The sequence below is a fragment of the Halomonas llamarensis genome (assembly GCF_023555005.1).
In the GTDB taxonomy this organism is placed as follows: Bacteria; Pseudomonadota; Gammaproteobacteria; order Pseudomonadales; family Halomonadaceae; genus Vreelandella; species Vreelandella llamarensis.
Genome location: NZ_JAMJPJ010000005.1, coordinates 49,230 through 73,072, shown reverse-complemented (window position 1 = coordinate 73,072; position 23,843 = coordinate 49,230). Strand labels below are relative to the sequence as shown.

25 protein-coding genes are annotated in these 23,843 nt (G+C 56.2%); 11 read left to right on the top strand and 14 right to left on the bottom strand.

Annotation, left to right across the window (positions count from 1 at the left end):
- Position 1 precedes the first annotated feature (1 nt).
- From ispC to rpsB, 7 genes are all read right to left on the bottom strand, one after another.
- On the bottom strand, positions 2–1,192 hold the full coding sequence (ispC, locus tag M8006_RS05170; RefSeq protein WP_250080397.1) for a 1-deoxy-D-xylulose-5-phosphate reductoisomerase: 1,191 nt from the start codon (positions 1,190–1,192) through the stop codon (positions 2–4).
- Positions 1,189–1,995, bottom strand: coding sequence for a phosphatidate cytidylyltransferase (locus tag M8006_RS05165; RefSeq protein ID WP_250080396.1), 807 nt, complete (start codon positions 1,993–1,995; stop codon positions 1,189–1,191). Before M8006_RS05165 ends, ispC begins: the two co-directional genes overlap by 4 nt.
- Positions 1,988–2,842 carry a polyprenyl diphosphate synthase gene (gene uppS, locus M8006_RS05160; protein WP_250080395.1) on the bottom strand — a complete coding sequence of 285 codons (855 nt, stop codon included), beginning with the start codon at positions 2,840–2,842 and terminating at the stop codon, positions 1,988–1,990. The genes M8006_RS05165 and uppS overlap by 8 nt, the downstream gene beginning before the upstream one ends.
- 84 nt (positions 2,843–2,926) lie before the next feature.
- A complete protein-coding gene (gene frr / locus M8006_RS05155; protein WP_250080394.1) occupies positions 2,927–3,484 on the bottom strand; it encodes a ribosome recycling factor in 558 nt (185 codons plus the stop codon).
- Between the two features lies 1 nt (position 3,485).
- Entirely contained in the window at positions 3,486–4,271 is a 786-nt protein-coding gene (pyrH, locus tag M8006_RS05150) for a UMP kinase (RefSeq protein WP_250080393.1), read from the bottom strand.
- A 202-nt stretch (positions 4,272–4,473) separates the two neighbouring features.
- Complete coding sequence (gene tsf, locus M8006_RS05145; RefSeq protein WP_250080392.1) at positions 4,474–5,343, bottom strand: translation elongation factor Ts; 870 nt, start codon at positions 5,341–5,343, stop codon at positions 4,474–4,476.
- 128 nt (positions 5,344–5,471) lie between these two features.
- Entirely contained in the window at positions 5,472–6,221 is a 750-nt protein-coding gene (gene rpsB / locus M8006_RS05140; protein ID WP_250080391.1) for a 30S ribosomal protein S2, read from the bottom strand.
- Positions 6,222–6,601: 380 nt separating this feature from the next.
- Between rpsB and map the strand changes: the two genes are divergently transcribed.
- From map to M8006_RS05105, 7 genes are all read left to right on the top strand, one after another.
- Positions 6,602–7,393, top strand: a complete 792-nt coding sequence (gene map, locus M8006_RS05135; protein ID WP_250080390.1) for a type I methionyl aminopeptidase — start codon at positions 6,602–6,604, stop codon at positions 7,391–7,393.
- Positions 7,394–7,427: 34 nt separating this feature from the next.
- Positions 7,428–10,103 carry a [protein-PII] uridylyltransferase gene (locus tag M8006_RS05130; RefSeq protein ID WP_250080389.1) on the top strand — a complete coding sequence of 892 codons (2,676 nt, stop codon included), beginning with the start codon at positions 7,428–7,430 and terminating at the stop codon, positions 10,101–10,103.
- A 107-nt stretch (positions 10,104–10,210) separates the two neighbouring features.
- Positions 10,211–11,407 (top strand): succinyldiaminopimelate transaminase, encoded by a 1,197-nt coding sequence (gene dapC, locus M8006_RS05125; protein WP_250080388.1) that lies wholly within the window; start codon positions 10,211–10,213, stop codon positions 11,405–11,407.
- Between the two features lie 122 nt (positions 11,408–11,529).
- On the top strand, positions 11,530–11,868 hold the full coding sequence (locus M8006_RS05120; protein ID WP_250080387.1) for a Spx/MgsR family RNA polymerase-binding regulatory protein: 339 nt from the start codon (positions 11,530–11,532) through the stop codon (positions 11,866–11,868).
- 70 nt (positions 11,869–11,938) lie between these two features.
- Positions 11,939–12,964, top strand: a complete 1,026-nt coding sequence (dapD, locus tag M8006_RS05115) for a 2,3,4,5-tetrahydropyridine-2,6-dicarboxylate N-succinyltransferase (RefSeq protein WP_250080386.1) — start codon at positions 11,939–11,941, stop codon at positions 12,962–12,964.
- Positions 12,951–14,135 (top strand): succinyl-diaminopimelate desuccinylase, encoded by a 1,185-nt coding sequence (gene dapE, locus M8006_RS05110; protein ID WP_250080385.1) that lies wholly within the window; start codon positions 12,951–12,953, stop codon positions 14,133–14,135. The genes dapD and dapE overlap by 14 nt, the downstream gene beginning before the upstream one ends.
- Positions 14,135–14,521: a hypothetical protein gene (locus M8006_RS05105; RefSeq protein ID WP_250080384.1), complete on the top strand. Its 387-nt coding sequence runs from the start codon at positions 14,135–14,137 to the stop codon at positions 14,519–14,521. The genes dapE and M8006_RS05105 overlap by 1 nt, the downstream gene beginning before the upstream one ends.
- A gap of 88 nt (positions 14,522–14,609) precedes the next feature.
- Here the strand turns inward: M8006_RS05105 and M8006_RS18140 are convergent, their stop codons facing one another.
- Positions 14,610–15,161 (bottom strand): cold-shock protein, encoded by a 552-nt coding sequence (locus M8006_RS18140; RefSeq protein ID WP_284046936.1) that lies wholly within the window; start codon positions 15,159–15,161, stop codon positions 14,610–14,612.
- Between the two features lie 135 nt (positions 15,162–15,296).
- On the opposite strand from M8006_RS18140, the gene M8006_RS05095 reads away from it, so the two are divergent.
- Positions 15,297–15,545, top strand: coding sequence for a SlyX family protein (locus tag M8006_RS05095; RefSeq protein ID WP_250080383.1), 249 nt, complete (start codon positions 15,297–15,299; stop codon positions 15,543–15,545).
- 22 nt (positions 15,546–15,567) lie between these two features.
- Here M8006_RS05095 and ald read toward each other — a convergent pair whose 3' ends face one another.
- The 6 genes from ald to radC form a co-directional block, all read right to left on the bottom strand.
- Positions 15,568–16,683 (bottom strand): alanine dehydrogenase, encoded by a 1,116-nt coding sequence (gene ald / locus M8006_RS05090; RefSeq protein WP_250080382.1) that lies wholly within the window; start codon positions 16,681–16,683, stop codon positions 15,568–15,570.
- A 187-nt stretch (positions 16,684–16,870) separates the two neighbouring features.
- The gene (locus M8006_RS05085; RefSeq protein ID WP_250080381.1) at positions 16,871–18,061 is read right to left on the bottom strand and encodes a class I SAM-dependent rRNA methyltransferase; all 1,191 of its coding nucleotides are present in this window, start codon (positions 18,059–18,061) and stop codon (positions 16,871–16,873) included.
- A 37-nt stretch (positions 18,062–18,098) separates the two neighbouring features.
- Positions 18,099–18,926, bottom strand: a complete 828-nt coding sequence (mutM, locus tag M8006_RS05080; protein ID WP_250080380.1) for a bifunctional DNA-formamidopyrimidine glycosylase/DNA-(apurinic or apyrimidinic site) lyase — start codon at positions 18,924–18,926, stop codon at positions 18,099–18,101.
- A gap of 146 nt (positions 18,927–19,072) precedes the next feature.
- Complete coding sequence (gene rpmG / locus M8006_RS05075) at positions 19,073–19,228, bottom strand: 50S ribosomal protein L33 (protein ID WP_009098622.1); 156 nt, start codon at positions 19,226–19,228, stop codon at positions 19,073–19,075.
- Positions 19,229–19,269: 41 nt separating this feature from the next.
- Complete coding sequence (gene rpmB, locus M8006_RS05070; RefSeq protein ID WP_250080379.1) at positions 19,270–19,506, bottom strand: 50S ribosomal protein L28; 237 nt, start codon at positions 19,504–19,506, stop codon at positions 19,270–19,272.
- Between the two features lie 297 nt (positions 19,507–19,803).
- On the bottom strand, positions 19,804–20,478 hold the full coding sequence (gene radC / locus M8006_RS05065) for a RadC family protein (protein WP_250080378.1): 675 nt from the start codon (positions 20,476–20,478) through the stop codon (positions 19,804–19,806).
- Positions 20,479–20,622: 144 nt separating this feature from the next.
- Between radC and coaBC the strand changes: the two genes are divergently transcribed.
- The 3 genes from coaBC to M8006_RS05050 all read left to right on the top strand — a co-directional run bounded on the left by coaBC (position 20,623) and on the right by M8006_RS05050 (position 23,809).
- Positions 20,623–21,849, top strand: coding sequence for a bifunctional phosphopantothenoylcysteine decarboxylase/phosphopantothenate--cysteine ligase CoaBC (coaBC, locus tag M8006_RS05060; RefSeq protein WP_250080377.1), 1,227 nt, complete (start codon positions 20,623–20,625; stop codon positions 21,847–21,849).
- A gap of 25 nt (positions 21,850–21,874) precedes the next feature.
- Entirely contained in the window at positions 21,875–22,339 is a 465-nt protein-coding gene (gene dut / locus M8006_RS05055; protein ID WP_250080376.1) for a dUTP diphosphatase, read from the top strand.
- A gap of 81 nt (positions 22,340–22,420) precedes the next feature.
- On the top strand, positions 22,421–23,809 hold the full coding sequence (locus tag M8006_RS05050) for a phosphomannomutase/phosphoglucomutase (RefSeq protein WP_250080375.1): 1,389 nt from the start codon (positions 22,421–22,423) through the stop codon (positions 23,807–23,809).
- Positions 23,810–23,843: the final 34 nt, after the last annotated feature.

The following is a 23,843-nucleotide window of genomic DNA, read 5'->3' as shown; positions in this document are numbered from 1 at the left end:
CTTAGCATGTATAGCGTCTAACCCATTGCTCGGCAGTGCGGCGCGCGTGCTGATCGGCATTGAGCACGGTCTCTAGATGATGGACTGGCTCAACAGGCTGATCGTCCAAGACGGCTGCCACGACGTCACCAATAGCGTTAAAACCTAGTCGCTTGGCCAGAAATGCCTCGACGGCGACTTCATTCGCTGCGTTTAAAATTGCCGGCGCACTCCCGCCTTGGTGCATGGCTTCACGCGCCAGCCGCAAGCAGGGAAAACGCACCTCATCCGGCGCTTCAAAGTCGAGTCGGGCGACCTGAAAGAGATCTAGCGCCTCAACGCCTGCATCAATACGCTCCGGCCAAGCCAAGCCATAAGCAATCGGCGTGCGCATATCCGGGTTACCTAGCTGTGCCAGCACCGAGCCATCGTGATAAGCCGCCATGGAGTGAATCACACTTTGTGGGTGCACCACGACTTGAATCTGTTCAGGCGCGGCATCAAACAGCCAGCACGCCTCAATCAACTCTAAACCTTTATTCATTAACGTGGCGCTATCGACGGAAATTTTTCGCCCCATCGACCAGTTAGGATGGGCGCATGCCTGCTCAGGTGTGACGTCCGCCAGTGCCGTGCGACTCCAGGTACGAAATGGCCCACCAGACGCCGTAAGAAGAAGTTGCGAGACCCCGTGACGCGCGAGCCCTCCACGATGCTCGCTAGGTAGACACTGGTAGATCGCATTATGTTCAGAATCGATGGGTAAAAGCGTCGCCTGCGCTGTTTCTACTGCCTGCATAAACAACGCACCGCTCATCACCAGCGCTTCTTTATTGGCGAGCAGCACACGCTTGCCCGCTCTAGCAGCGGCAAGCGCAGGCAGTAGGCCAGCACCGCCGACAATAGCAGCCATCACAACATCCACGGCACTTTCACGGGCAACGTCTACCAACGCCTGCTCACCAACGGCCACCTCCGTTTTCACCTGCGCTTTAGAAAGCGCCTCACGCAGCCACTGTGCATCGGTATCGTGCGCTATGACAGCGACCTCGGGGCGATGCTCAACACACTGAGCCAACAGCGCATCGCGGGAGGTATGTGCCGTCAGCGCATACACCTGGTAACGCTCTGGATGACGGGCAATGACATCTAACGTGCTGGTACCAATCGAGCCAGTCGCTCCTAATACGGTGACACGTTGAGGGTGGCTCATAAGTTAGGCACCAACGTATAAAGTAGGGCAAATAGCGGAATGGCGGCAGACAGGCTATCGATACGGTCCAGCACACCACCATGCCCAGGCAGCAGCTGGCTTGAATCTTTGATCGCGCGGTAGCGTTTCAGCATGCTTTCCAATAAGTCCCCCAACACCGATACCATTGTAACCACGAGCGTTATCATCAAGAGCACAAGACCACCGCTCCAACTTAAACCTTGCCAAACGCTGAATACCAGCGCCAGCACTAGCGTGGCAGCAAGCCCACCCGCAACGCCCTCCCATGATTTGCCCGGGCTTACGTGAGGAGCAAGCTTACGTTTACCCAACGCTCGACCGGCAAAATAGGCGCCCATATCCGCGGCCCACACCAGCAGCAAGACAAACAGTAGCCACACACCGCCGCTTTCGCGAAGCACATTAAAACCGACCCAGCACGGCAGTAGCACCCACAGCCCCATCAACAAACGCCTCGGCGTGGAGCGCCACTGTACCAACGCCTCTGGATAGCGCGTCACCCAATAAATATTCACCAGCCAACCAGCAGCGGCTACCCATAACGGCCAGGGCGAAAAAACGGCATCGCTTCGCCACAGCAGCAACATCAAGATGCCAACCCCGACCACAAGGATCGCCCGGTGAGTCAAACGCTGAACACCCGCCAAGTTACTCCATTCCCAGGCGCCGATCAGCACGATGGCAGCGGTAAAAAAAGCGAAGGCACCGCCGTGAAGACCGAACAACCCCGCCAACACCAGCGGTGCCAGCCAAGCTGCGGTGATAATTCGTTGTTTAAGCACCCTGCGCCTCTGTTTTTGTTGGCGACAATGCTGACGACGGAGCCGAAGACAATTGCTCGTCGGTCATACCAAAACGTCGTTTACGCTGGCTAAAATCCGCTAACGCGGCATCAAATGCATCAGCACCGAAATCTGGCCAAAGCAAAGGCGAAAAGTACAACTCAGCATACGCTAGCTGCCAAAGCATAAAGTTGGATAAACGCTGTTCACCACTTGTGCGAATGCACAAGTCGACTGGCGGCATTTGGCTTACGTGGATGGCTTGATCCATACGTGCTTCATCCACCTCGGCGACTGTCAACTCACCATCAGCCACTTGCTGGGCCAGCTCCCGTGCCGCACGAGCAATTTCCCACTGACCGCCATAATTGGCTGCAATCACCAAGTGCATTCCCGTGTTTTCACTCGTCAGCGTTTCCGCGCGCTGAATATGCTTTTGAATCGCGTGTGAGAACCCTTCACGCTCACCTAATATGGTGAGGCGAATATTGCGCTCGTGAAGTTTCTTTACCTCACGCTTGAGCGCCATCAAAAAGAGCTCCATCAGCGCGTTGACTTCAGCCGCAGGACGTTTCCAGTTTTCACTGGAAAAGGCAAAAAGACTCAGCGTTTCAACCCTACACTCAACCGCGCGGCGAATAACCGCCCTTACTGCCTCGACCCCCGCCCGATGACCTCGCACACCCGAAAGCCCACGCGAACGCGCCCAGCGGTTGTTGCCATCCATAATGATGGCAACATGAGTTGGAAGCAGCGCTAACTGAGCAGATTGTGTCGCTGAAAACTCAGTCGATGAGCACGTATTTACATTCGCCGGCTGTTTATCCGGAGGCTGCGGTAACGTCATAAAATATCGCACCAAAGATCGTTCATCTCACCGGCAAAAAAAGCCGAACGGGCAGCTACGCTGCCCGTGACTAAGGCGTCAACATCACACCTGCATCAAGTCCTGCTCTTTGGCAGCTAATGCTTTATCGATTTCAGCAACATACTGATCGGTGAGCTTTTGAATTTCTTCCTCGCCTTGGCGCTGATCATCTTCGGTGATCTCTTTATCTTTAAGCAGCGACTTGAAATCGCCATTGGCGTCGCGGCGCACATTACGCACGGCCACACGGGCATGTTCAGCTTCACTACGCGCTTGCTTGATGTAACCTTTCCGCGTTTCTTCGGTCAACATCGGCATCGGCACGCGAATGACAGTACCGGCGCTTGCCGGGTTGAGGCCTAGATCCGAGGTCATGATCGCCTTTTCAATCTTGGGCACCATGCCTTGCTCCCACGGAGAGATGGACAGCGTGCGAGCGTCTTCTACGTTGATAGAGGCCACTTGGCTTAGCGGCACTTGGCCGCCGTAGTAGTCTACGGTCACGGCATCGAGAATACTCGGATGCGCGCGCCCAGTGCGAATCTTGTTAAAGTTGGTATGCAGCGCGTCAACGCTTTTCTTCATGCGTGCCTGCGCGTCTTTCTTAATCTCTTTAATCACGTTATTCCCCTCTATCAATCAGCGTGCCTTCCTTGCCCCCAACGACCAGGTTTAGCAGGGCACCAGGCTTATTCATATCAAATACCCGCACTGGCATATCATGGTCACGTACCAGGCAGATAGCGGTCAAATCCATCACACCAAGCTTTTGGTCCAGCGCATCATCGTAAGAGAGTTGCTCATACTTCACCGCATCCGTGTACTTCACCGGGTCTTTATTATAAACACCGTCGACTTTAGTGGCTTTGATTACGACGTCGACATCCACTTCGATACCCCGCAGACAGGCAGCGGAGTCCGTGGTGAAAAAAGGGTTGCCGGTACCGGCAGAGAAAAGCACGACATCGCCCGACGTCAAATAACGAATCGCCGTGCGACGATCATAATGCTCCACCACCCCACTCATGGGAATCGCCGACATCACCCGCGAGCGAATATTAGAGCGTTCTAGCGCATCACGCATCGCTAATGCATTCATTACGGTCGCCAACATCCCCATATGGTCGCCAGTCACGCGATCCATACCCGCTTCATTAAGCGCAGCACCGCGAAACAGGTTACCACCACCAATCACAAGCCCCACCTGGACGCCGATGCCAACTAGCTGACCAATTTCTAGCGCCATACGATCCAGTACAGCCGGATCGATACCAAATTCGTGCTCGCCCATCAAGGCTTCACCCGAAAGCTTGAGCAAAATACGTTTATACTTCGACTTCGATTTCGAACCCTCCGTTTTTTTGCTGGGGGAAACCGAGGCAAGGGGCTCATCAGCATCGCGGGACATGGCATCTCTCCTAAAGCTTTAACCACACGTAAGGCTTTAACAACAAGGCAGACCTACGCCGAATTGGCGGGTGGCTCCTGCACTTGCTTTTTAAGCGTTGGCGCACATCACAATAGCGTTAACGCACGCTAAGCAAGCACAAGTGCCGGATACGCAAAGGCGTGCGCTTGCGCGCACGCCCACTTGCTTGGAACCTATGACCTTAGCTGCGGCCAGCCTGTTCCATCACTTCTTTAGCAAAATCGACTTCTTCTTTCTCAATGCCTTCGCCGACTTCAAAGCGCGTAAAGCCAAGAACTTCGCCACCGGCCGCTTTCACGTACTCAGCTACCGTTTGACTCGGGTCTTTAACGAACGGCTGTTCGGTGAGACTGTTCTCGGCCAAATACTTTTTCAAGCGACCTTGAACCATTTTCTCAGCAATCTGCTCCGGCTTACCGGCCATGTCCGGTTGAGCCAGAATGATCGCTTTTTCCTCGTCCAACTTTTCTTGCGGCATTTCGTCCGGAAGCGCTACCGTCGGGTTGATTGCCGCAACGTGCATAGCAACGTCTTTTGCAGCTTGAGAAGTGCCGCCTTTGAGCACGGTCAAAACGCCAATACGACCACCGTGAACGTATGCACCGACGAGGTTACCTTCACCCGCTTCGATGACAACAGCACGGCGCACGCCGATGTTTTCACCGATCTTTTGCACCAGCTGTTCGCGAGCGGTTTCCAGGTCGCCTTCCATTACCGCAGCGACATCTTCGTTTTTCGCGGTAAAAAAGGCATCCGCGATTTTGTCAGTAAACGCAATGAAGTTATCGTCACGAGCAACGAAATCGGTCTCGGAGTTAATCTCAACCATAACGCCGTAGTCGCCGCTTTCAGAAACACGCGTTACCACGGCACCTTCTGCAGCGGTACGACCGGCTTTTTTCGCGGCCTTAAGGCCAGAATTCTTGCGCAGGTTTTCGATCGCAACTTCGATGTCACCGTCGACTTCGGTCAGTGCTTTTTTGCACTCCATCATGCCAAGACCGGTGCGTTCGCGCAGTTCCTTTACCTGAGAGGCGCTGATAGCTGCCATAAGGATTCACCTCTGATCTAAATGAGTCTAGAAATTGGAGATAAGGCCCGCCAAAGCGGGAAAAAAGGGGGCATAAGGCCCCCTCCTAACGCGATGGAATATATTCACACCCCATCTTATGCGGCCTATTACTCGGCAGCAGCGCTGCTTTCGGTATCCGCGGCGTCCCCAGCGACTTCAACAAACTCGTCCGGATGGCCTTCTTTAGCGCGGCCGCAGGAATCCGCGATGGCTTTCACGTAAATCTGAATCGCGCGGATGGAATCATCGTTGCCCGGAATCACGTAATCGACGCCATCGGGGTTGGAGTTGGTATCGACAACGCCGATGACCGGAATGCCCAGTTTATTGGCTTCGTTGATCGCGATACGCTCGTGGTCAACGTCAATCACGAACAGTGCGTCTGGAAGACCGCCCATGTTCTTAATACCACCCACAGAGCGCTCAAGCTTGTCCTGCTCGCGTGTTGCCATCAAGACTTCTTTCTTGGTCAACTTCTCGAACGTGCCGTCTTCATGCATCGCTTCGAGTTCACGCAGGCGCTTAATGGACACACGAATGGTCTTGAAGTTGGTCAGCATACCGCCCAACCAGCGGTGATTGACAAACGGCTGGCTTACGCGGTTGGCTTCTTCTTTAATGATCTTGCTAGCGCTGCGCTTGGTACCAACAAACAAAATTTTGTTGTTGGATGCCGCCATTTTCTCAACCACGTCGATTGCTTCATTCAGCGCCGGCAGCGTGTGCTCAAGGTTGATAATATGGATTTTGTTGCGCGCACCGAAGATAAACTTGCTCATCTTCGGGTTCCAGTACTTGGTTTGGTGACCGAAGTGAGCGCCTGCTTTGAGCAGGTCACGCATATTCACGTGTGCCATGGTAAAACTCCTAAAACTCGGGTTAGGCCTCCACACACCCCATGGATCCGACCAGAGACACGACGCTTGATATAAGCTCAGACGTTGCGTTCAAAGGCACCCGGGACCATGTGACGGTGCATGTGTGATTTAAGGCTTTCTGTTAGCAGCATCACGCACCATTGCGCCATGCCTTTGTGCCTTTCCATTAACCTCAAGCAAAAACGGCTGGGCGATTGCAGGAAAGCGCGCGGCTTTATACCATAGATCGCTGCCAAGATGAAGCTATCACCACTTTCACTGCTACTTTAACCGCCACTTTCACCACCGCATTCCCGTTATTGCTGCCAAGCCTTTATACTGGCGCAACGGATGCCCCATTTCCAAGGTAACGAGTGCTCATGAACGTTCCCATCAAGACCCCCGCTGAAATCGAAAAAATGCGCAACGCTGGCCGTCAAGCCGCCAGCGTCATTGAGATGATCACCCCTTACGTTGTAGCGGGCGTTACGACCGGTGAGATTGACCGCCGCTGCCACGACTACATCGTCAAAGAACTCGGCTCTACACCAGCACCGCTAAACTATCATGGCTTTCCCAAGGCAACTTGCACCTCCATCAACCATGTGGTGTGCCACGGCATTCCCGACGACGGCAAAAAACTCAAAAACGGCGATATCATGAATTTGGATATCACTGTCAAAACCGCTGAAGGTTACCACGGCGATTCCAGCGTCATGTTTGTGCTGGGCGATACCATTCAGGGCGAACGCTTGAGCCGCGTGACCCAGGAGAGCCTGTATAAAAGCATTGCGCGCGTAAAGCCAGGCGTGCGCCTGTCGGAGTTAGCGCGTGAGATTCAACACCACGCAGAGACCCACGGCTACTCGGTAGTACGCGATTTCTGCGGCCACGGGATTGGTGCTGACTTTCACGAAGAGCCACAGTTTTTGCACTACGACGGCTACGCCGCGGATGCCGATATTACCCTGAAGACGGGCATGTGCTTTACCATCGAACCCATGATCAACGTCGGTGACTACAAAACCAAGGTATTGCGCGACGGCTGGACAGCGGTCACTAAAGATCGCAGCCTCTCCGCTCAGTGGGAGCATACACTGCTGGTTACCGACAACGGCGTAGAAGTGCTCACCGCGCGCAGCGATGAAGATTTCAGCTTTCTCAACGCCTAACGCATTCACCGAACGCACAACTTCTAGGCGGCCCATGCTACTTCACCACTACCGATTCGAGCCGGACACATCGCTCCTTGATCTCGACGTTTTTCGCGACGAATTGGCCGGCTCTCGCTCACCGATCGTTCCGTTTAAAGCGGCGCTACAGGATTTGCAAGCGGGGCTGGACGAAAAATTTCGCGCTGGCGCGGATATTCGCGACTTGATACGCGGGCGCGCCTGGTACCTTGATCAACTGCTGGCAATGGCGTGGGCGCAGCACGAGTGGCCCGATGATGGCGTCGCCCTGGTCGCCGTGGGGGGCTATGGGCGCGGTGAGTTGCACCCGCACTCGGATATCGACCTACTGCTACTTTTGGAACACGACGACGACACACCCTACCGCGAACCGCTTACCGCGTTTATTACCTTTTTATGGGACATTGGACTTGAAATCGGCCATAGCGTGCGCTCGCTCAATGACTGCGAACGCGAGGCCGATGCTGACGTCACGGTAATCACTAACCTGCTGGAATCGCGCTTAATCGCGGGACCCGAGCGCCTGCGTGACGCCATGCGTGAGCGACTTAGCCCCGAACGTCTTTGGCCAGCGGATCGCTTCTTTGAAGCCAAGTGGCAAGAGCAAATCGCTCGCCACTACCGCTATAACAACTCCGAGTATCATTTAGAGCCTAACCTCAAAAGCTCCCCTGGGGGCTTGCGTGATATCCAAATGATCGGCTGGGTCGCCAAGCGCCACTTCGGCACCGAACAGTACACCGATATCGTCGCCAATGGCTTTATGAACGATGCGGAGCTGCGTATTTTAAGCCAAGGCCAAGCATTCTTATGGCAAGTCCGCTACGCCTTACATATGCTCACCGGCCGCGCTGAAGACCGACTTCAATTTGACCACCAGCGCACTATTGCCGAACTGTTCGGCTTTCGCGACACGCCTGAGCGCCTCGCGGTCGAACAGTTCATGAAGCGCTACTATCGCCATGTAACAGCCCTTGCGCAGCTCAACGACATGCTATTGCAGCACTTTGACGAAGTGATCCTGCGTGGCCAAGAGACCTTGGAAACCGCTAAGCTCAACGAGCGCTTTGAGACCAAGGGCGGCTATATTCAAGTCCGCTCGCGGACACTTTTCCGAGATAAACCCTCAGCGATGTTGGAGCTTTTTCTGCTCATGGCGCAACACCCTGAGATCGAAGGCGTGCGCGCCGACACCATCCGCCTTATCCGTGACCATCGCCACCAGATCGACGATCATTACCGCGCAGATCCGCTTCACCAGCGGTTTTTTATGACGCTATTACGCTCCTCCGGCAACGTGCCGCGCCAGCTGCGGCGGATGAATCGCTACGGTATTTTAGGCAAATATCTGCCCGAATTTGGTCGCGCAGTGGGGCTGATGCAGCACGATCTGTTCCATATTTACACCGTGGACGCCCACACCCTGCGGTTACTCAAATTCCTCCACGGCTTCCGCAAACCGGAGGCCAAAGAAGAATTTCCAGTCGCCGCGGCTATCATGCCGCAGCTGCCCAAGCTCGACCTTCTCTGGATTGCCGGGCTCTTTCACGACGTCGGTAAGGGTCGCGGCGGCGACCACTCGCTGATCGGCGCGGAAGATGTCGCGCATTTCTGCAAACGCCATCGCGTCTCTACCCACGACACCAACCTTGTGAGCTGGCTGGTTGAGCAGCACCTTTTGATGTCGATGACGGCACAAAAGCGCGATATCACCGACCCTGATGTGATTCGCGATTTTGCCCTCGTCGTGCGCAGCGAAACGCGTTTGGATTACCTTTATGTGCTCACGGTTGCCGATATCAACGCCACCAACCCCACGCTATGGAACGGTTGGCGGGCATCGCTGTTACGCCAACTCCACTCCGAAACCAAGCGCGCGTTGCGTCGCGGGCTAAAAAACCCGCCCGACCGTGATGACTGGGTGCGCGAAACCCGCATGGAAGCCCGTTCGCTTTTGCAAACCATCGGCATTGACGCCGAACAGATCGACCCGCTATGGGATTCGCTCGGCGAAGACTACTTTTTGCAGTACGCGCCCAGCGAAATTGCCTGGCAAACCCAAGGCATCATGGGCCACACCGACATTCACCTGCCACTGGTGTTAATCAGCGCCCCCACAAAGGGCATGTCCGAAGGTGGCACCAAGGTATTTATCCACACGCGCTCGGTGGATGACCTCTTTGCGGCTACCGCTGCGGCCATGGAGCAGCTCGGGCTTTCGATTCACGATGCGCGCATTGCCACGTCTCACAACAACTGGACACTCAACACCTTTATAGTACTGGACAACCAAGGCCAGGCCATCTGTGAACCGGAACGCATAGAAGAAATGCGCCGTCACCTAGTCGAAGAGCTCGATGACCCAGACGACTACCCCGATATCGTCTCCCGCCACACGCCGCGCCAACTTAAGCACTTTAAGGTGCCCACCGAAGTGCTGATCGAACAGGATCCGGCCAATGACCGCACTATGCTAGAACTCAGCGCACCGGACCGCCCCGGCCTTTTGGCTCGCGTCGGACGCATTTTCATGGAGCAAGGTATCGCCCTCTCGGCGGCTAAAATTGCCACCCTGGGTGAACGCGTAGAAGACGTCTTTTTCATCACCACCAAAGCAGGCAAACCACTGACCGACCCGGATCGCCAACAGCAGTTACGCGAGCGCTTGACGGACGAATTGAGCGTCTAATTTGAGCCCGGCTTATTTGAGCCTGCCTCGGGGCTTGCCTATAATCGGCTAGCCAAACGCCGACAACGATGCCGCTCAGCCACCCTGGACACGCACTCTGGATGCTCATGAACCCCGATCTTGACGCCTTACACCCTTATCCGTTCGAAAAACTGGCCGCACTGAAGGCAGCACTCACAGCGCCGACGGATCTCGCCCATATCCCGCTGACTATCGGCGAGCCACAGCACGCGCCTTTCGCTGCCGCGCTCGACGCGCTGCATGCCCATCAGGCCGAATTCGCCCGCTACCCCGCCACTGCTGGGTTGCCTTTACTGCGTCAAACCATCGCCGATTGGGCGACACAACGCTTCTCCCTGAAGGAGCTTGACCCAGAGACCCAGGTACTCCCAGTCAATGGGACGCGTGAAGCTATTTTTGCTTTCGTACAGGCCGCGCTCGACCGTACCCGGGCAGCAAAGGTCGCGGTGCCCAACCCCTTCTACCAGATATATGAAGGCGCGACGCTACTCGCTGGTGGCGAACCGCTATATCTCGATTGCACCGCAGAAAACGGCTTTCGTCCCGATTTTTCCGCCGTATCGGCCGATACCTGGCGCGACGTTCAGATGGTATTTGTCTGCTCGCCAGGCAACCCCACCGGGGCGGTGACCCCGCTTGCAGAATTCAAACAGCTAATCGCCCTGGCCGATGAGTTTGACTTCATCATCGCCTCCGACGAGTGCTACTCCGAGCTCTACTTGGATGAGACCAACCCGCCGCCCGGGCTTTTACAAGCCTGCGCCAAGCTAAACCGCCACGACTACCGCCGCTGCCTGGTGTTTCATTCGCTCTCAAAGCGCTCCAATCTGCCGGGATTGCGCTCAGGCTTTGTCGCCGGCGACGCGGCGCTAATTGAGCCATTTAAACGCTACCGCACGTACCACGGCTGCGCGATGTCGCTGCCGTTGCAACACGCCTCTATTGCCGCTTGGCGGGACGAAAGCCACGTGCGCGTCAACCGCGACGCCTATCGGGACAAATTCGCCGCCGTGACCCAGGAACTCGCCTCGGTGCTAGATTTTCCTACCCCTGAAGCGAGTTTTTACCTCTGGCCAGCGGTACCGGACGGTGACGATATCGCCTTCACCCAGCGCTTGTTTGAACAGGCGCACGTTAGCGTTTTGCCCGGTAGCCTTATGGGGCGCCCAGGCACAAACGGCATAAATCCTGGCGCTGGGCGACTGCGCTTAGCGTTGGTGGTGGAGCTTGGCCCCACGCTTGAGGCTGCCCAGCGGATTCGCCGGCTAATGGAAAGCGGCTAATTAAGAGTGACGAAACGGGCCCATGACAGCCAACCCGTTAGCCAACCCAGCGCTAACCATGACTCGTCTTAATCAAGGTCTGTCTTAATAGAGACCCATCTTAATAGACAAAAGGAGGTCATATGCTCACGCTTTACATGATCGATAACTGCGATACCTGCCGCAAAGCGCGTAAGGCACTGGATGAAAAAAGCCTGCTCTACAAGACCCACGACCTCCGTAAAGACGGGCTTTCAGCGGCCCTTTTAGAGCACATTCTGCACCGCGTCCCGCTGGTCGAGGCGATCAATAAACGCAGCAAAACCTGGCGCGAGCTTTCCGACGAAGAAAAAGATTTTGACGCCAATTCTATCCGCCAACTGATGTTGAAACACCCAACGCTTTTAAAGCGCCCTCTGCTGGAACTCGACGACGACACCATTCTTGTCGGTTACCAAGACGGCGATTACGACAAGCTCTAGATTTCACAAACGCTAGATTGCGACAAACGTTAAACAGCTTGACTGAACATTGACTCAAAGGAATTTAACTATGCTGAGCTTTGCGCTTGGAATCGGCACGCAAAATACCCAGGGCGACTGGCTGGAGATTTATTACCCGGCGCCGCTATTAAACCCTGATGAAAACCTGGTAAACGCCGCGAAAGAAGTGCTTGACGCGCCACAAGGCAACGCTGCCATCAGCTTCCTACCTGAAGACTGCACACGCCTGGCAAAAGCGCTCGAAGACACTGGCCATGCGGCACAGGCCGAGCTGGCTGAATCCTTTGCGACAAGCACGCGCCCGTTAGTGGCGATGTTTATAGGAAACGACCAGCCGCCGCAAACTGCACCGGAGGTCTACCTCAAGCTGCATTTGCTCTCGCATCGTTTGGTCAAGCCTCACGAGCTCGATCTTACCGGCATGTTCGGCCTGTTGCGCAACATCGCCTGGACCAATGAAGGCGCCATCGATATTGAAGAGCTGCCCGTTCGCCGTCTAAAAGCGCGTCTGGCCGGTCGCGCGCTATCGGTCGATTGTGTGGACAAGTTCCCCAAAATGACCGATTACGTGGTGCCGGGTGGCATTCGCATCGGCGATACCTCCCGCGTGCGTTTAGGCGCTTATCTCGGTGAAGGCACGACCGTCATGCACGAAGGCTTTGTCAACTTCAATGCCGGCACCGAAGGCCCGGGCATGATTGAAGGGCGCATCTCCGCTGGTGTGATGGTTGGCAAAGGCTCAGATCTGGGCGGCGGCTGCTCCACCATGGGCACGCTTTCCGGCGGCGGCAATATTGTCATCAAAGTCGGCGATGGCTGCCTGATTGGCGCCAATGCCGGTATCGGCATTCCGCTGGGCGATCGCTGTACGGTCGAGGCGGGCCTCTATATAACCGCCAGCGCCAAGGTCACGCTGCTTGACGAGAAGAATCAAGACGTTGACACCGTCGCCGCACGTGAGCTTGCCGGCCAGGACGACTTACTGCTGCGCCGCAACTCGCAAAACGGCCGCATCGAGTGTTTGACCAATAAAAGCGCCGTTGCGCTAAACGAGGCGCTGCATGCCCATAACTGAGGCCAAGGCACTCTCGCCGACGCTACAGCTCGCCTTTGACCTGCTCAGCCGCGCGTCGGTGACGCCGGACGACGAAGGCTGCCAAGATGTCATGATCGAGCGCTTAACAGCGCTCGATTTTCACATTGAGCGACTCCCATTTGGCGACGTGGACAACTTCTGGGCGGTGCGCGGTCATCACGGCCCGGTGCTCGCCTTTGCCGGACACACCGACGTTGTCCCCAGCGGCCCACCTACGCGCTGGGAATACCCGCCGTTTGAGCCGTGTATCGATGAGTACGGCATGTTGTGCGGTCGCGGTGCCTCGGATATGAAAGGCAGCCTCGCGGCCATGGTGACGGCGGTAGAGCGCTTCGTCGTCGCCCATCCCGACCACGACGGCCGCATCGCGTTTTTAATCACCTCCGACGAAGAAGGACCTGCCATTGATGGCACCCGCGCGGTAGTCGAGCATTTGCGCGAATCCCACGACCGGCTGGATTACTGCATCGTTGGCGAGCCCTCGTCGACAACACACTTGGGCGACATGATCAAAAACGGCCGACGTGGCTCGCTAGGCGGCGTGTTGCATATCAAAGGCGTGCAGGGGCATGTGGCCTACCCACATTTGGCACGCAACCCGATTCATCAGGCCATGCCTGCCTTGGATGCGCTAGTCAACGAGCACTGGGATCACGGTAACGATTTTTTCCCTGCTACCCGCTTTCAGATCTCTAATTTCCGCGCAGGCACTGGGGCGACCAATGTGATCCCCGGTGAGGTGGAAGTGGTGTTCAACTTGCGCTTTTCCACCGAGGTCACCCACGACGAGTTGAAGGCGCGTACCCACGCCATTCTGGACGCGCACGGGCTTGAGTACGAACTGGATTGGACACTCAACGGCGAGCCGTTTCTGACCGCCGAAGGCGCACTGGTGGATGCCGCGATTCAAGGCGTTGAAACGGTAACCGGCAAACGCCCGACGCTCTCCACCTCAGGCGGCACCTCTGACGGACGTTTTATCGCCACCCTCGGCGCGCAAGTGGTGGAGCTCGGGCCGCTTAATGACACGATTCACAAAGTCAACGAGCGAATCCGTGCGGCAGACCTGGATGATTTGAGCCGCATCTACGAAGCAACACTCAAGGCGCTGTTTGTCGATGGTACCGGCCACGCCAGGGAGCACGGCTAATGGAGCATTACCCGGATATTGAAATCTACTTGGCGCACGCACCCCATGACGCGCTCAATGCTTGGCTCGCGCAGGCACTTGATGCGCCGCCGCTCGTGCCTGCGGGTAAAGGCAAGTGGCGCACCCAGGGCCACTATAATGGTCAGCCTGTGCCGATACTGCTGGTCGAAAAAGCCGCCGACGGCTTTGCCAGTCTATGGATGGATAGCCATAACACACCGTGGCATACCGACCAAGAAGCCGCCCAGTATGCGGCTGAAGCGCTGCAAACAGAGATTCGCTGCTCACTTGGCAGCTGGAACCCAGGCGACGACCCTGATCGCTTCTGGCAAGTATTACCTGGCGGCGAAGAGCGTGCTATCCACTGGCCTGACTCAGGGCGTTAAGCCACCCTTTTTTTAACGCCCAAACACACTCAACCCCGCTAAACGCGGGGTTGAGTGGGAACACTAACGGCTTGTGTTGTCAGCGCGTCTACTCGACGATGATGCTGACATCATCCGCCTGCAAACCACGCTCGTTTTTGATCACGTAGTAACGCACGATCTGCCCTTCCGTTAGCATACGCGGCCCACGACCACGAATGGCGCGGAAATGCACAAACACATCTTCGCCGTTTTCACGGGTAATAAAGCCGTAGCCTTTATTCGTATTAAACCACTTCACTTCGCCTTCTTCGCGGCCATCGTTGGGATCGATAATATCTTCTTCCTCATCCCAACCGTCTTCCTCTGGGACTGAGGTCGCTGGCTGACGCGACGCTGGCTTAGTGCGGGCGACTTCAGGCGTTACAACCACCGGAGGTGCAAGACCCGCTGCGGCCAATGTACCGACACACAGAAGAATAAAACTACCAAACGCCACGGCAAAATAAGTGCTGGCGATACCGCTGATGGCAAGCTCTGTCATTAAAAGCGCTGCCAGTGGTGCGTTGAATAGGTGAACGATCCCTGCCAACAGCAATGGCGCGGGGGCGGCAAGTAAAAGACTGATTAAGATGCAACGAACTACAACTTTCGGGTTCATGGATACAAAAAGCTCTCTTGTTGTATGGGTAACAGACACAGGACAATACATCGTCCTACCAACCACTGCCAATGCGCAGCGGCCTTAATTCACATGTGACTACCGTTCACACGCTTACAAGGCTGCAATGTTACCATGACCCAAGCATTATCGCCCGCCGAGCTCTACCAACGTCTTGAAACGTTAGAAACTCGCCTCGCTTACCAAGAACACTGGCTGGATACGTTAGATCATGCGGTTGCTCAGCAAGAGCGCCGCTTAGAAACGCTCGAACATATGAGCGCCTTAATGCGAGAGCGTCTGCGCGACCAGCATCAAAATCTATCTAACAACGACAGCACGGCGGCACCCCGCCCCGAAGACGACGTGCCGCCGCACTATTAAAGTACGCTCAACAGCTAGCGCTTTAACCCACCACGCTCGCCGGGTCGACGCTTTCCAAACCGAAGGCATCAGCAACCGCCTGATACGTCACTTGCCCGGCGTGAACGTTGAGCCCCGGCAAAAAGTGGGCGTCATCCTTAAGCGCCTGCTTCCAACCTTTGTCGGCCAGCGCCAACACAAACGGCAAGGTTGCATTGGTCAGGCCTTGGGTGGACGTCCGCGCCACAGCACCCGGCATGTTGGCGACACAGTAATGCACGACGCCATCAACGATATACGTTGGCTCGGCATGGGTCGTAGGCTTACTTGTTTCAAAGCAGCCGCCCTGGTCAATCGCCACATCGACTAACACGCTACCCGGTTTCATATTACTTAACATATCGCGCGTGATCAGCTTCGGCGCGGCGGCACCTGGAATCAGCACGGCGCCAATCACCATGTCGGATTCACGCGCGGCACTGTCAAGCGCATCGGCAGTGGAGTAAACCGTTTTGATGCGGCCCTGGTAACGGTCATCCAGCACCTCAAGCCGCGCCAGCGATTTGTCCAGGATAGTGACATCAGCGCCTAACCCCAACGCCATACGGGCGGCGTTTTCACCCACGACACCACCGCCGATGACGGTCACGCTGGCGGGCGCCACACCCGGCACCCCAGGTAGCAGCACACCAGCGCCGCCTTGGGCTTTTTCCAAACTATGCGCGCCAGCTTGAACAGCCATGCGCCCGGCAACGGTGCTCATCGGCGCCAGAAGCGGCAAACCACCGTGGGCATCGGTGAGGGTTTCATACGCAATACAGGTCGCACCGCTTTTCATCAAGCCGCGCGTTAATGTTTCTTCAGCGGCCAAATGCAGGTAGGTAAAAAGCGTATGCTGCGGCGTCAAGCGAGCCACCTCATCAGACTGCGGCTCTTTGACTTTCAGCACCAGTTCAGCGCTTTGCCATAAAGCGTCCACGTCAGCTTCAATACGCGCACCGGCGGCTTCATAGTTAGCATCGCTAAAACCGGCGCCTTCCCCGGCGCTGGCTTGCACACTCACTTCGTGACCCCGGGCGGTCAATTCCCGCGCACCGGTAGGCGTCAGCGCAACGCGATACTCATGGTTTTTGATCTCTTTAGGGACGGCGACGCGCATGGGCAAATTCCTTATATCAACAAGTGTGAAGTACGTTTACGGCGACATTACAGCACAGCTCGACGCATTTCCCACCCCCTCAACAACAAAACAAAAAAAAAGCCGGTGAAGGCGTTTTTTAGGAGGGAAAACGTATCATTACGCCGTAGGCACAAAAAAATCACCTGCTTATTTGCGACACGCCGCATTAATCACGGAAGACGCGTACACCCAATGCTTTAAGGTATGACGTTTCAGGAATCGCCGGGTGCACCGGGTGATCGCCTGCCTGGTGGCCTTGAAAAATCACCTGACCATGGCGATCTTGATGGCGCACCGAACTGCGCACGACCTCCATCAACCGCTCCGGTGCCAGATGCATTGAGCACGACGCGGAAAGCAACAATCCATCACGACCCAGCAGGCGCATCGCCTCGCGATTCAAACGTGCATAGGCGCGTTCGCCACTGGGAATATCTTTGCGCTTTTTGATAAACGCCGGTGGGTCAAGGATGACCACGTCGAACTCCTCACCGTCGGCTTTCAACGCCGCCAGCGCCTCGAAGGCATCGCCTTCACCAATGGCGACCTGCTCATGGAGGCCGTTAAGCTCGGCATTGCGCGCCACTTGCGAAAGCGCCGGGCCGGAGCTATCAACACACAACACACTTGAGGCGCCGCTGGCGGCTGCCTGAACACCCCAGCCACCCACATAGCTAAAGACATCCAGTACACGTTTACCCGCCACCTGGCGATTTAACCATTCGCGGTTTGTGCGGTGATCAAAGAACCAGCCGGTTTTTTGCCCGTCGAGTACCGGCACAACAAAGCGCACGCCGTTCTCTTCGATCAACACGTCGTCAGGCAGCGTACCCTTGGCCACTTCTACATTGGCTTCCAAGCCTTCTTGCAGACGCCCGCCCGTATCGTTACGAAAGACAATGACGTCCGGTTTGAACACTTTTTCCAGCGCATCGACAATTTCTTCACTGAGCGCCTGCATACCGGCGGTATTGAGCTGTACCACGAGAACATCGCCAAAACGGTCGATAACAAGACCAGGCAATAAATCGCCTTCGCCGTGAATCAAGCGGTAAAACGGCTTATCGAACAGGCGCTCACGCAGCGCCAGCGCCTGGTTAAAGCGGTGAACAAACAGCGATCGATCTAAACGCATGGATGGATCACGAGACATCACCCGTGCGCAAATCAGCGAATGCGGGTTAACGTAAGCCACACCCAGCGCCTTGCCGTTCGATGCTTCGATAATGGCCGTTTCGCCGCCGGTAAAGTTTTGCAGCGGCGTCTCTTTGGTATCCACCTCGTTGGAGTAAATCCATAGGTGACCGGCTTTCAAACGGCGGTCGGCATTTTTATTCAGTCGCAGGCGTTGGGTCACGGTTTTCTCCAAAAAACGGTAGTGTCGGGTAAGCGTTCTAACGCTGACACCGGGGGCAGTAAACGCTGGCACGCTGCCCGAGCGTAATGTGCTTTAACTCGCCACCACAGCGCCGACACGGCTGGCCATGGCGGCCATAAACATTAAGACGTTGGGCAAAGTAACCCGGTTCACCTTGGCCGCTAACAAAATCGCGCAACGTGGTGCCGCCCTGAGTGATGGCCGCCGAAAGCACCTCACGTGCCGCCGCGGCCAGACGCTCATAGCGTGCAAGCGAAATACGCCCGGCGGCACGGCGCGGGTCAATGCCGGCCATAAAAAGTGCCTCTGCGGCGTAGATATTACCCACGCCCACGACTACCTGGTTATCCATCAAAAACGGCTTTACCGCCATGCGTTTGCCGCGTGAAAGGCGGTAAAGGTGCGCGCCCGTAAACGCATCGGAAAGCGGCTCCGGGCCTAAATGCGCCAGGCGTGGGTCGCGCTGTTCATCATCTTGCAGCCAATCAACAAAGCCAAAGCGGCGCGGGTCGTGATAGCGCAAAATATGCGAGCTTGCAAGCACAAGATCAATATGGTCGTGCTTTTTGGGCAGATCGCCCACGCGGGCAATGCGCAAGCTCCCCGACATGCCAAGGTGCCATATAAGCGCCTGTGGTTGGTCTGCGCCCTCCACGGGCAAAAGCACGTATTTGGCGCGTCGGCGCAACATGCCAATGCGGGCACCGATTAAGCGCTCGGCTAAATCTTTAGGTACCGGCACCCGCAGGCGCGACTGACGCACCATCACCTCGGTTACTTCCTGACCTTCCACGTAGGGCGCAATACCGCGCCGCGTGGTTTCAACTTCCGGTAATTCTGGCATAGCAGTTCACGAATGGTAGTTTCGTCTTGGAACTTGGAAGTATCGCAGCGATAGTGTCTCAGCCACCCAGCATGCAAAAACCCGGCCGTAGCCGGGTTTTCAACAGGCACACTCGCCTGCGGTGAAAGCCGATCAGCGCAAGGCGCTTACTTGATCTTAGCTTCCTTATAGATCACGTGCTTACGAACCACCGGATCGTACTTTTTAAATTCGAACTTATCCGGCGTATTACGCTTATTTTTATCAGTGGTGTAGAAGTGGCCGGTACCGGCGCTAGATACCAACTTGATCTTATCGCGCATGGTTTAACTCTCCCATTTTTACTGCCTTGAATGGCGCTTTATTAGATAGCTTCGCCGCGTTTGCGGATATCAGCCAGAACCGTTTCGATGCCTTTCTTGTCGATGATGCGCATACCCTTAGTGGAAACACGCAGCTTGACGAAGCGGCTTTCTGCTTCTACCCAAAAACGATGGGTGTGCAGGTTCGGCAAAAAACGACGACGCGTCTTACGCTGGGAGTGAGATACATTGTTACCGGATACCGGGCGCTTGCCGGTAACCTGACATACTTTGGACATGAGAGCCTCCAACCGCTTGGCGAGTTGTTCAAAACTGTCGGGCAAACCGGAGCAGGGAGGCAGTTGGCGCGATGAACCGCCTGACGTTTCCCAAGCCCGATATTCAACCCAAGTTAAAGGGGGCACTTTATACCAGAGGACCTGACAAGCGGCAAGTCAAACCGCCTTAAAAGAGCAAAAATACGCCTATTTGCTTCGTTTTTTCACAGCATCCAGAGGCTAAGGCCTGAAAAATACGGGAGCAGTCGCGCGTCACTTACGCCACTGACAGCCCATTATGATCACATAACTTGGTCACTATATCCAGCCACGTTCGGCAAATGACACCACATCACCGTCACCGACCACGAAATGATCCAGCACGCGAATATCAAAAAGCCCGAGTGCTTCTTTCAAGCGCTCGGTGATGCGCCGGTCAGCATCGCTTGGCTCGGCAACGCCCGAAGGATGATTATGCGCCAAAATCATCGCCCCCGCCCCAAGCTCCAGCGCTCGTTTCGCAACTTCACGTGGATACACCGAGGCGCTATCTAGCGTGCCGCGAAACAGCGACTCATAACGAATGATGCGGTGCTGCGTATCCAAAAACAGCACTGCAAACTCTTCATGGCCTAGATGGCGCATCTGCGAGGTCAGATAATGACGCACTAGCGCCGGCGAGGTGAGGGCGTTGCCACGCGCTAACTGGCTAGCGAGATGCCGACGTGAAAGCTCGAGTGTCGCCTGAAGCTGGGCAAACTTGGCGCTACCCAGGCCTCTGGCGGCACAAAACGCGTCTTGATCCGCCTCTAAAAGTGGCCGCAATCCGCCGAAACTCGCGAGCAAATCCCGCGCCAAATCCACCGCTGAACGCCCCTGTACCCCAACGCGCAAAAAAATCGCTAATAACTCGGCATCCGATAGCGTTGCCGCCCCCATTGTGAGTAACTTCTCGCGCGGCCTTTCACCCTCAGGCCAGTGATTGATCCCCATGCGCTCTCCTTGCGGTTTTATCGATCCATTTATATCGGCCACTGCGGATCTAGCTTAGGCCTGCCAAGCTATGCACGCCAGTGGTATGGTAACCCTTTTCAATCATTGTCTTTGACCGACAACCGTTAAACGGGATCACCCGACATGGCGTTATTGACAGGAAAGCGCGTGCTACTTGGCGTTAGCGCTGGCATTGCGGCTTACAAAAGTGCGCTGATTATCCGCCTGCTCAAACAAGCAGGATGCGAGGTACGCGTCGTAATGACAGATGGCGCCCAGGCGTTTATCACCCCGATGACGCTCCAAGCGCTGTCTGGCGAACCTGTGCGCACCTCGCTTTTGGATCCTGAAGCCGAAGCAGGCATGGGACATATCGAGCTCGCCCGCTGGGCCGACCTGGTACTGATTGCGCCAGCAACGGCAGACCTTATCGCTCGTATAGCGCACGGTATGGCAGATGATTTGCTTACCACGTTGTGTTTAGCCTGTGAGGCGCCCAAGCTCATCGCTCCGGCGATGAACCAAGCCATGTGGCGCCACCCTTCGACCCAACGCAATATCGCGATGCTCGAGCAAGACGGCTGGCAGCAGATTGGCCCTGATGCTGGCGATCAAGCCTGCGGCGATGTCGGCCCTGGCCGTATGAGCGAGCCCGACGCCATCGTTGACGCCGTATTCACGCGACTCACCCCGCCCCCCATGGCAGACGATGCGCTACGTGTAGTGATCACCGCTGGCCCCACCCGCGAACCGCTCGACCCCGTGCGCTACCTTTCCAACCACAGCTCGGGGAAAATGGGCTTCGCGCTCGCCGCGGCGGCAGCTTCACGCGGCGCTAACGTCACACTGATCTGTGGCCCAGTAAATCTGCGCACCCCAAAAGGGGTCGAGCGTATCGACGTAGAATCCGCCATCGAAATGAACGCTGAAGCCCAGCGCCTCGCGAGGACTGCTACACTGTTTATCGGCTGCGCAGCGGTGGCCGATTACCGCGCCGAATCCGCCGCCGAGCACAAGATCAAAAAACGCGATGGTAACGATACACTCACGCTTACACTGGTCAAAAACCCCGACATCATCGCCGGTATCGCCACCCTCCCCGCCGATCAGCGCCCCATCGTGGTAGGATTTGCCGCCGAGACGCAGGACGTCGAGCACTACGCACACGAGAAACTGACGCGTAAGGGGCTGGACATGATCGTCGCCAACGACGTGGCTACCGCCGGACTCGGCTTTGGCAGCGATGACAACGCCGCTTGGCTTTTGTGGCGCACACCTACCGGCACAGACGCTGAGCATCAGCCACCGCAAGCCAAAACCCAGCTAGCCGCCACCATCATCCAGCGCGCGCTGTCACTTTTACCGTTTTAACGTCTATTGTTTAAGGAACCTCATCATGACCGCCCGTCCACGCCCTTCGCTACAGTGCAAGATTCTCGACGAGCGCCTACGCGATTACTTACCCACTTACGCCACTGAGGGTTCAGCAGGAATGGATCTGCGCGCAATGCTTGATGCACCATTAACGCTAGCGCCCGGCGAGTGCGAACTGGTCCGCACAGGGCTTGCCCTTCATATCCAAGACCCGACGCTTGCAGGGATGATTCTGCCCCGCTCGGGGCTTGGGCATAAACACGGCATCGTGCTGGGAAATCTCGTCGGGCTCATCGATTCCGACTATCAGGGCGAGCTGATGATCTCAGCGTGGAACCGCAGTCAGCGTGCTTTCTCCATCGAGCCGTTTGAGCGTTTAGCACAATACGTGTTGGTGCCTGTGGTGCAGGCCGAGCTCGACGTGGTGGAACAATTTACCGATAGCGCGCGCGGTGGCGGTGGTTTTGGCAGCACCGGCACCGCGTAAGCTGACTTCCCGACAACACACCTTGTTTAGCGACGCACGCTTACTCATGTATCGATTTATTACCTACCGATAGGGAACTCCATGGTTACGACAACGCTTCCAGCCTCAATTTTTCGCGCCTACGACATCCGCGGCATCGTCGACGACACGTTGACAGAATCCGGTGTCGAGCAGATTGGCCGCGCCATTGGCAGTGAAGCCGCCGCTCGTGGGGAATCCACCGTAGTAGTGGCACGAGATGGCCGCCTCTCCGGCGAGCGTTTGCAAGCAGCGTTAGTTCGCGGGCTCACCGCGGCTGGGCAAGACGTCATCGATGTTGGCATGGTGCCAACCCCCGTGCTTTATTTTGCCACCCACGTGCTCGATGGCACCGCCTCTGGCGTGATGGTCACCGGCAGCCATAACCCGCCTGACTACAACGGCTTTAAAATGGTACTCGGCGGCGAAACGCTCTCCGGCGAGGCGATTACCGCCCTTTATCAGCGCATTCAGGATAACGACTTCTCAGGCGGCGAAGGCACGGTACGCGAAGAAGACGTCCGCGATGCCTATCTTGAACGCATCATCGGTGACATCAACGTTGGTCGGCCGTTTAAGGCCGTGGTCGACTGCGGCAATGGCGTCGCCGGTGAGCTCGGCCCCAAGCTGATCGAGCGCTTGGGCGTGGAAACGATTCCGCTTTTTGCTGAGATCGACGGCACCTTCCCCAATCACCACCCAGACCCCGGAAAACCAGAAAACCTCAAAGACTTGATCGCTACCGTGCAGGAGACCGGTGCCGATATCGGCCTTGCATTTGACGGCGACGGCGACCGCCTGGGAGTGATCACCCCCAGCGGCAAGCTGATCTACCCGGATCATCTCTTGATGGCATTTGCCACCGACATGCTCTCGCGCAACCCTGGTGGCAAGGTGATTTTCGATGTCAAATGCACCGGTAACCTCACCCAAGTGATCGAGCAAGCTGGCGGTGAGCCGGAAATGTGGCGCACCGGGCACTCGCTGATCAAAGCGCGAATGATAGAGACCGGCGCGCAGCTTGCTGGCGAGATGAGCGGACATATTTTCTTCAAGGAGCGCTGGTACGGCTTCGACGACGGTATTTACGCCGCCGCCCGCTTAATTGAAATTCTGGCCAAGCAGGAAGGCGATGCCGATGCCTACTTCCAACGCTTTCCGCTGGATGTAGGCACACCGGAAATCAACATTAACGTCACCGATGAGAACAAGTTCACGCTGGTCGAGAAACTTGCTCGCGAAGGCGACTTCGGCGAAGGTATCAAAACCACGATAGACGGCATTCGCGTTGATTACCCGGACGGCTGGGGGCTGTGTCGTGCATCCAACACCACGCCGATGCTGGTGCTGCGCTTTGAGGGCAAAGACGCCGACGCGCTCGCGCGCATTCAAACGCGTTTTGCCGAAGCACTCGCCCAGGTCGACCCGGCGCTGACGTTGCCGCAGACGTAACCTCTAAAATAAGCGTTCAAAACGCATTATCCAG